This window comes from Micromonospora sonchi (assembly GCF_014646235.1).
Lineage (GTDB): Bacteria > Actinomycetota > Actinomycetes > Mycobacteriales > Micromonosporaceae > Micromonospora > Micromonospora sonchi.
Window position 1 is genome coordinate 84,054 of the sequence record NZ_BMNB01000026.1, and the last position, 7,014, is coordinate 91,067.

7 protein-coding genes and 1 pseudogene are annotated in these 7,014 nt (G+C 70.2%); all 8 read right to left on the reverse strand.

Going from position 1 to position 7,014, the window contains the following annotated elements; all coding sequences use genetic code 11:
- Nucleotide 1: 1 nt before the first annotated feature.
- A complete protein-coding gene (locus tag IEY61_RS23540) occupies nt 2–769 on the reverse strand; it encodes a GntR family transcriptional regulator (RefSeq protein ID WP_189047945.1) in 768 nt (255 codons plus the stop codon).
- A 78-nt stretch (nt 770–847) separates the two neighbouring features.
- Nucleotides 848–1,552: a deoxyribose-phosphate aldolase gene (gene deoC, locus IEY61_RS23545; protein WP_189047948.1), complete on the reverse strand. Its 705-nt coding sequence runs from the start codon at nt 1,550–1,552 to the stop codon at nt 848–850.
- Nucleotides 1,553–1,594: 42 nt separating this feature from the next.
- On the reverse strand, nt 1,595–2,050 hold the full coding sequence (gene rbsD / locus IEY61_RS23550) for a D-ribose pyranase (protein ID WP_189047950.1): 456 nt from the start codon (nt 2,048–2,050) through the stop codon (nt 1,595–1,597).
- Entirely contained in the window at nt 2,047–3,594 is a 1,548-nt protein-coding gene (locus tag IEY61_RS23555; RefSeq protein WP_229706380.1) for a sugar ABC transporter ATP-binding protein, read from the reverse strand. The genes rbsD and IEY61_RS23555 overlap by 4 nt, the downstream gene beginning before the upstream one ends.
- Before the next feature lie 4 nt (nt 3,595–3,598).
- On the reverse strand, nt 3,599–4,618 hold the full coding sequence (locus IEY61_RS23560) for a substrate-binding domain-containing protein (protein ID WP_189047952.1): 1,020 nt from the start codon (nt 4,616–4,618) through the stop codon (nt 3,599–3,601).
- Nucleotides 4,619–4,674: 56 nt separating this feature from the next.
- Entirely contained in the window at nt 4,675–5,700 is a 1,026-nt protein-coding gene (locus IEY61_RS23565; RefSeq protein WP_229706381.1) for an ABC transporter permease, read from the reverse strand.
- Between the two features lie 5 nt (nt 5,701–5,705).
- A complete protein-coding gene (locus IEY61_RS23570; RefSeq protein WP_189047955.1) occupies nt 5,706–6,617 on the reverse strand; it encodes a ribokinase in 912 nt (303 codons plus the stop codon).
- A gap of 277 nt (nt 6,618–6,894) precedes the next feature.
- A pseudogene (locus IEY61_RS23575) lies at nt 6,895–7,014 on the reverse strand (C39 family peptidase); the annotation flags it as partial.

A 7,014-nucleotide genomic window follows, 5' to 3' on the forward strand; every position in this document is an offset into this window, starting at 1 on the left:
CTCAGCGGCGGGAGAGCAGGGAGGTGACCCGCATCCGTTCGCTGTGGATCCACACGTCGGAGTACTCGATCGGCCGGCCGTCGTCCAGGTAGGTGATCTGTTCGAGGTAGAGCAGCGGGAAACTCTCCGGCACCTCGAGCGCGGCCGCGGTCGCACCGGAGGCTGCGGTCGCGGTGAAGGTCCGCCGGCCCGTGCTGATCTTCAGCCCGTACTCGTTCTCCAGCAGCCCGAACAGGGAGCGATCGGTCAGGTCGGCCCGTTCCAGACCGGGCGCGAGATCCACGCGTACGTAGTTGACCAGCCGGGCCACCGGGCCGGGGGAGAGGGACCGGATCCGTTCCAGCCGCAGTACCGACTGACCGGGGCGCAGGTCGAGCAGGGCCGCCACGGGTGACGGGGCGGAGATGAGCTCGTGGGAGATCACCTGGGTGGAGACCGCGACGCCCTGCCGGGCGAAGTCCTCGGAGAGAGTGGTCAGCTTCTGGGCGATGGAGGGTTCGATCGCGGTGGAGGTGACGAAGGTGCCGCGGCCCCGGACCTGCACCAGCAGGCCGTCGCGGATCAGCGTGGACAGGGCCCGGCGCAGTGTGCCCCGGGAGATGCCGAGGTCGACCGCCAGTTCCGGCTCGCTGCGTAGCCGGTAGTGCGGCGGCCACTCGCCGGACATGATCCGGGCCCGGATCTGCTCCGAGACCTGCGCGTGCAGTGGCACCGGCGCTTCGCGGTCGAGTTGCTCGGCCGCTCCGGCCGGGCGTAACTGGTCGGACATGGCACCTTCCACGGTGGGGACCGCCACCCCTCGACGCCGATCGTGGTGCGGACGCTCGGGTCGAGGGGCGACGGCGGCTCAGTAGCTCGTGGTCTTATCGTCGGTCGTGTCCGTGACGATAGCCACTCCGGCGCTGGTGCCCAGCAGCACGGCCCCGGCGCGCAGCAGGGAGACCGCCTGCTCGAACGACTTGATCGAGCCGGACGCCTTGACCCGTACGCCCTCCGGTGCCCTCGACACCAGGTAGGCGACACTGTCCGGGTTGGCCACCTCGATGGCGCCGCTGCTGGCGTTCTTCAGCACTGCGGCTCCGGCCTCGATGGACAGTTCCACGGCGGTGTCCCGCTCAGCCGGGGTGAGCAGCGGCAGTTCGAGCATCACCTTGATCGGGACCCCGGCCGCCCGGACCACGCCCGCGATGTCGTCGCGGAAGGCGTCGTACCGCCCGCTCTTCAGCCAGCCGATCTGCACCCCGATGTCGATCTGGGTAGCGCCGGCCCGTACCAGACTCTCCGCCTCGGCGGCCTTTCCGGCGCTGGTGGTCACGCCGACTGTGGGAAAGTCCAGCGCCGACGCGATCTCGAGGCCGGTACCGCGCAGCACCTCGGCGACCTCCGGTACCCAGGATCCGGGCACCATCGCGGCGTTGAAGCCGTACCGGACGGCCTCCTCCGCGTGGGCCACGATCCGGTCTCGGGTCACCCCGACCTCGATCAGGGTGTGCTGGATGTACGGGGCCAACGCGGCGGGCGTGACGGTGTCGGCCAGGATGGCAGTGCTCACGTTCTTCTCCAATGTGATGCGTGGTGGCGCGTGGTTGCGCCGCTACATCCGGTCCCGGTAGTAGTCGGGCACGATGACTCCGGGCTCGTCGAACCAGCGCGGCACGTCCACGCCGCAGATCAGCCCGACGTTGCCCCATGGGTTGAAGGCCCCGGTCCGGACGATCGCCTTGGCCTGGTGGGCCAGCTCGCCGAGCATCTCGGTGTGCTGCCGGGTGGTCAGCGGTACGCCCGGGAAGCGCTGGCCCAGCCAGTCAGCGAGCGGCTTGTTGTGGGTGGTGACGTCCTCGGCGACCACCACACCCTCGACGATGATCTCGTCGGCGACCAGGTCGAGCACGGTGGTCAGCGAGGGCAGGTCCTCGGCCAGGGCCAGGTCGACCCGGTGGGCGGTACGCGGGATGGGGAAGCCCGCGTCGACCACGAGCAGCAGGTCGGTGTGGCCCAGCGAGGCCAGTACCCCGGACAGTTCGGCGTTGAGCACGCCCCTGCGTTTCATGCCTTCTCCTTCATGGTGTGCGCGCCGGTGGCCAGGGCCATGACCTTCTCCTCGGTGGCCTCGGACGCGGGAATGACACCGACCACGCGCCCGGCGGCCATGACGACGATCCGGTCGCTGATGGTCAGTAGTTCGGGCAGGTCCGACGAGGAGACGAGGATCGCGACCCCCGCGTCGGCCAGGCTGCGGAACAGCCGGTAGATCTCCGCCTTGGCGCCAACGTCGACACCACGGGTGGGCTCGTCCAGCAACATCAGCCGCGGCTCGATGGACAGCCACCGCGCCAGCAGCGCCTTCTGCTGGTTGCCGCCGGAGAGCTGGGTGATGCCCTGCGACGTGGACGAGGTCTTCACCCGCAGCTCCCGCGCCCGCTTGTCGGCGTCGCGGCGCAGGGCGCGTCGCCGCAGCAGGCCGAACCGCTGCCGGCGGCCGAGCGTCAGGATGTTCACGTTGTCCGCGACGCTCATCGTCGGCAGGATCCCCTGCTGCCGGCGTTCACCCGGCAGGTACGCCACCTGGGCGTCGATGGCGTCCCGCGGCGTCTTCGCGGTGAAGGTCCTTCCGTCCAGTTGCAGTTCTCCGCCGCTGATCGGGTCGGCGCCGAAGATGCCGCGCAGCAGCTCGATCCGTCCGCTGTCGGGCAGGCCGGCCACACCGACCACCTCACCGGGCGCGACGTCCAGGTCGACGTCGGTGAAGCCGGTGCCGCGGATGCCCCGCGTACGCAGCCGTGGGGTGGCCGTGGCGGTCGGTGCCGGGGTGTCATGCCGGGCGGACTCGGCGGCGAGTTCCCGTCCCACCATCGCGGCGACCACGGTGTCCGGACTGACCTCGACGGTGGGCCAGTGCCCGACGTGCCGGCCGTCGCGCAGCACGTGGATGTGCTGGGAGAGGGCGAACACCTCGGGCATCCGGTGCGAGACGTAGAGCATCGTCACCCCGTCGGCCCGCAGCGAGTGGATCACCTCGAAGAGCCGCTCCGACTCCGCCGGGGAGAGGATCGAGGTCGGCTCGTCGAGGATCATCAGCCGTGCCTCGCGGGCCAGGGACCGGGCGATGACCACCAACTGCTGGGTGGCGGCGTCCAGGTCGCGGACGGAACGCCGGGGGTCGAGGCGTACGGCGAGCCGGTCCAGCAGTTCCGCGGCGCGCTCGTCGATCCGACGGCGGTGCGGAAACGGCCGGGATCCGGGTTCGACGCCGAGCATGATGTTCTCGGCGACCGTCCGGTCCTGAGCCAGCGCGAGTTCCTGGGGAACCAGGGCGACCCGGTGCCGGCTGAGCAGGTTGGCCGGGTCGAACCGACGGACCTCGTCGCCGTCCACCCGTACGGTGCCGGTCGTGGGGCTGTCCAGCCCGGCCAGGATCTTCATGAGGGTCGACTTGCCGGCACCGTTCTCACCCATCACGGCGGTGAGGCTGCCAGCGGGGACGCTCAGGGTCACGTCCTGCAGGGCTCGGACGGATCCGAAGTGCTTCGACAGACCCGTCACCTCGACGGCGGCGGCCGTCGTCGAGGCGGTGATCGTGGCCGGGCTGGTCATCGGGTCAGCCCTCCACCGGTACGTCGGCCAGGTTGTCCCGGGTGACCACGAGGGCGCCCGTGTCCACGTCCTTGATCTCCGTACCGTTCTTGAGGAAGTCGGCCAGCAGCTTGACCGCCTGGTAGCCCTGTTCCGCCGGCCCCTGGCTGATGGTCAGGTCGACCACGCCGTCGCGGAGGTACTCGACGGTCTGCGGCTGCACGTCGAAGCCGACAGAGTGGATCTTGCCGACGTTTCCGGACTGCTGGAGCCACTTTGCTCCGGCCGTGAAGCTGCAGCAGTCCAGGGAGACCAGGGCGATCGCGTCGCGCTGTGCCGCCATCGTCGACTCGACCGTGTTGTACGCGGCGCTCGGCTCGTTTCCGGTGTTCACCGGCCCGACGATCTCCAGTCCGGCGTCCTTCACCCCGGCCTGGAAACCGGAGAAGCGGTCGTTGGACCAACCGGCGCCGGAGTCGACGGAGACCACCACGACCTTGCCGGTCTTGCCGTTGAGGACCCCGAGCAGTTCCTTGGCGAGCGACTCGCCCGAGGCGACCAGGTCCTGCCCGACGAAGCCCATCTGCTTGGACTCGGGGTTGTTGGTGTTGAACGAGATGATCGGGATGCCCGCGTCGTACGCCTGGGCGATGACCGGCTTGAGGGCGTCGTTGCTGGCCGACGAGACGGCCAGGCCGTGAATCTGCCTCTGGTTGATCAGGGTCTGCAGCTCGGCGACCTGGTCAGCGGCCTGGCCGCCGGTCGGGCCGATCATCTGGGCCTCGATGCCGAGTTCCCGGGCCGCCCGCTCCATGCCCTCCCGGATCGGTACGGCGAAGGCCAGCGACGGGTCGTGGTAGCTCAGCCGGATCTTGAGGGTGTCGCCCTTTTCGACGGCCTCGGAGATGTAGTCGGCGAGTTGGAAACCGCCGTCGCCCTTCGCGGTGTTGCCGGCGGGCTCGACCGCGCCGCAGGCGGCGTTCGCCATCAGTGCCAGGCCGAGGGTCGCGGCGACGGCGATCCGGCGTTTGAGGGACAGTCTCATCGTGGTGGCTCCTTTGCATTAGGTGGGGGAGGTGCCGGGGGCGTACCGACGCGGGGTCAGCGGCGCCCGGAGCGTCTGCGCAGCCAGTTGTCGGCGGCCACGGCGAGGACGATCACGCCGCCGGTCGCCACGGTCTGCCAGAAGGAGGAGATGCCGCGCAGGTTGAGGATGTTCTGCAGGACACCGATGAACGCGACGCCGATGACGGTGCCGAGCATCGTCCCGGAGCCGCCGAACAGGGCCGCACCACCGATGATCACGGCGGAGATGGCGACGAGCTCCATCCCGGTGCCGGTGACGCCCTGCACGTAGGAGAGGAAGGAGAGACCGAGGACGCCGGCGAGCCCGGCGAGGGTGCCGGAGAGGGTGAATGCGGTGATCTTCACCCGGGCCGTGTTGATGCCACAGAGTCGGGCGGCCTCGGCGCTGCCGCCGACGGCGTAGGTGTTGAACCCGTAGCGCGAGCGGGACAGCACGATCGCTCCGAGCGCGGCGACGAGGGCGAAGATGACCAGCTGCATCGGCAGCAGGCCGAAGAGCTTGCCCTGACCGAGCAGGTTGAACTCGGCAACGTTCGGGTCACTGCTGGACAGCGAGATCGGCGATCCGCCGCTGAGCAGCAGGGTCACGCCCCGGTAGACACTCAGCGTGCCCAGGGTGACGATGAAGGACGGGATGCCGAAGCCCACGGTCATCAGGCCGTTGAGCAGGCCGGCGACCGCGCCGGCGGCGATCCCACCGAGGGCCGCGAGGGGCCAGGCCACATCCGAGGTCATCAGCAGGCCGGCGACCACGGCACCGAGGCCGTAGATCGAGCCGACGGAAAGGTCGATCTCCGCGTTGATGATGACGAAGGTGACCCCGATCGCCATGATGCCGATCTGGGCGATCTGTTGGCCGACCGTGAGGAAGTTGTTGGTCCCGAGGAAACCCGGAGCGATCAGGGTGCCCAGCGCGAAGAGCACGACCAGGGCGAGAAAGGTGCTGGCCTCGCGGGCGTGCAGGAAACGCTGGAAGAGCGAGGGGCGGGGATCGGCGGCGGGCGCCTTCGGGGCCGCCGCCGGCGCGGTCATCTGGGCCATCTCTCTCATCTCCTCAACAGGGCCGCGATGTCGTCCGGGCCGGGCAGGGCGGGTATGACCTCGGCGACTCCGACGGCGTGGGCACCGGCCGCGGCGGCGTACCGGGCCGCCTCGGTGAGGTCGTCACCCCGGGTCAGGGCGACGGCGAGCGCGCCGGTGAAGGCGTCGCCGGCGCCGGTGGTGTCGACCACCCGTGGCACGGTGACCGGCGTGACCCGGTTCCGCTCCCCGGCGTCATCCACCAGGGCGCCCTCGGCGCCGAGGGTCAGCACGATGGTGCCGGTGTAGCGGGCCCGCAGCAGGTCGATCAGCTGCTCGGCGGTGGTGGGGTCGTCCGGGTCCAGGCCGGCCAGCACCCGGGCCTCGCTGGCGTTCGGCGTGAGTACGCCGATCCACTCCCATGCCTCGTCGGGCAGCGCCACGGCCGGGGCGGGGTTCAGCAGCGTACGAACCCCGTGCTTGTGAGCGGTACGCAGTGCGGCGAGCGCGACCGGCAGCGGGATCTCCAGGCTGACCACGACCAGATCCGCCTCGGCGATGCGGTCGGCGAACCGGTCGACGTCGGCCGGGGTCAGCTCGTCGAGGGCGCCGGGCGCGATCGCGATCCGGTTCTCGCCGTCGTCGTCGACGAGGATGAAGCCGACCATGGTGGCCGCGTCGGTGATCCGCACCGCCTCGGCGTCGATTCCCTCCTCGGCCCAGAGCTGGCGTGCTGCGGTGCCGAACTGGTCCCGGCCGACGGCGGTCAGGAAGCTGACCTCCGCGCCGAGACGGGCAGCGGCCACGGCCTGGTTCGACCCCTTGCCGCCGTGGCCGGAGGCGAACCGGCCGCCGGAGAGGGTCTCGCCCGCGACCGGGGCGCGGGGCACCCGCATGGTCAACCCGGCTCCGTAGCTGCCTACCACTGCAATCTTCATGCCCGCCTCTTGTTCATGGACAACCATGTACAGGTATGGGGGACCGTACGTCGGGCGGCCGGGAGTGTCAATAGCTGCGGCACCGCTCGCTGGTGCCGATCCCGAACCCTCGCGAGTCGCCCGACCTGCGTTTACGCACCAGATGTCCAACCTTGCTCCGCCGGCACCGGGTGGTGCGTCGCGCGCTCTGCGGCACAGGCCCGGCCGGGTGGGGACGTGCCAAAAAGGGCCGACCCCGGCACGGGGTCGGCCCTTCGGGTGTTCGGTTGTTGGATCGTCAGCTGGTGGCGGAGTAGCCGCGGGTGGCGATCCAGTTGGCGAGGGTGTCGGTGTTCATCTGGTAGGTGGCCTGGGTGGGGTCGGCGGAGTCGGCGATGGTGACGGTGTCGCCGTTGTC